General features: G+C 55.6%; 2 protein-coding genes. Both read left to right on the top strand.

Translation table 11 applies throughout. From position 1 onward, the window contains the following. Positions 1-166: 166 nt before the first annotated feature. Positions 167-817 carry a glutathione S-transferase family protein gene (locus tag ABIB80_RS39275; protein WP_219685660.1) on the top strand — a complete coding sequence of 217 codons (651 nt, stop codon included), beginning with the start codon at positions 167-169 and terminating at the stop codon, positions 815-817. Positions 818-856: 39 nt separating this feature from the next. After that, positions 857-1,369, top strand: coding sequence for a GNAT family N-acetyltransferase (locus ABIB80_RS39270; protein WP_219685659.1), 513 nt, complete (start codon positions 857-859; stop codon positions 1,367-1,369). Positions 1,370-1,451 lie beyond the last annotated feature (82 nt).

Here is a 1,451-nt window from a genome sequence, read left to right as displayed (position 1 = left end):
GAACGTCAGCTTGGCAGTCACAGCGGAAAGCTGTGATTCAAGCCTGACAGGTGCCTTATCACCCAAAACGAGTGCAAGGAGCTATTGCAGCTTGTAGCGTCATTTCATTTCTGCTTACTGCTGGGCTCTAAGTGTAAGCCAATATCCCCAATTGAGATCCGCGCCAATGCTCACCATTTATGGCCGTAAATCGTCATTCAACTTGCAGAAGGTGATGTGGCTGGTCGGTGAGCTCGGCATCGCGCACAAGCATGTCGAGCTTGGAGGCTCGTTCGGGGGCCTCGACACGCCTGAATTCCTGGCCATGAACCCGCATGGCCGCCTTCCAGTAATTGATGACTCCGGCGTCGTCGTCTGGGAGTCGCACGCCATCTTGAGATATCTTGCGGCCAAATACGCTTCCGAAACGTCGTTCTGGAAGGCGAATCCGGCTGAGCGCGCGAAGGCAGACCAATGGATGGATTGGTCGCAAACCGCGTTGCAGCCGGCGTTCATGGTTGGTGTGTTTTGGGGTTGGTACCGGACGCCCGAAGCGCAACGCAATTTGGCTGCGGTTGACAAAGCTCTGGAACAAACCAGCCGTTATCTGAAGCACATCGACCATCAGTTGAAAGGCAGGTGCTTCGTGCTCGGAGACCAGCTATCACTCGCCGATATTCCGATAGGAACCCATCTTTATCGCTATCTCAACCTTGACCTTCCGCGCCCGAACTTGCCGAACGTTGAGCGCTGGTATGAGCGGCTGCAATCGAGGGCCGCCTACAATGAGCATGTGTGCGTACCATTCGACGAACTCTACGGCCGGCTTGATTTTTGATTTGCACGTCAGGGCGTATGATCAAGGGAGGGGATGCCCATGGCAGTTCTCACTCGCCTGGAACCAAATTGGACAATTCGGCCATTCCGACTTGGCGACGCGCCGGCGGCGCGGCGGCTCATTGAAGCTGTTTGGCATGAGCATTTCCATGATCACCCCGACAGTTTTGTGCGGGACTTCATTTATTCGCGGCTATCGGACCTCGACAACGCGGAAACTGTGTACGCCGATCGAGCTCTCCTTTTGTGTGTGATCGCCGAAAACGAAATCATCGGTACCGGTGCGATCAAGCGTTTCGACGATCGACAGTGCGAAATGGTTCGCATGTTTGTCGCCCCAACCTACCGAGGCCGGGGGATCGCACGAGCTATCTCAGATGCACTTATCAGCTTTGCTCGCAGCGCAGGATACGATCGCATACGCTTGTCAAGCAACAACGCGCTAACGGCCTCGCATCGTCTATACGAAAGGATCGGATTCCAACCCACGGCTCCCTGGGAGCAAGGTGGCGAAGCTTACTCGCGTTACTATGCCCTTTGGATATCTGGCTAGGTGATCGCGGACCTTGGGTGAGCTGCGCCAGCGCGCGCTATCACGGACAGAGCGGGCCTCACACGAAGTGCAACGCAAGTTT

Source organism: Bradyrhizobium sp. i1.15.2, from assembly GCF_040548425.1.
Classification (GTDB): Bacteria; Pseudomonadota; Alphaproteobacteria; order Rhizobiales; family Xanthobacteraceae; genus Bradyrhizobium; species Bradyrhizobium canariense.
This window is presented reverse-complemented; position numbering and strand designations above follow the sequence as displayed.

Excerpts from the sequence above, each read along its gene's own strand:
- ABIB80_RS39275 (WP_219685660.1), top strand. The coding sequence starts at position 167 with ATGCTCACCATTTATGGCCGTAAATCGTCATTCAACTTGCAGAAGGTG.
- ABIB80_RS39270 (WP_219685659.1), top strand. The coding sequence starts at position 857 with ATGGCAGTTCTCACTCGCCTGGAACCAAATTGGACAATTCGGCCATTC.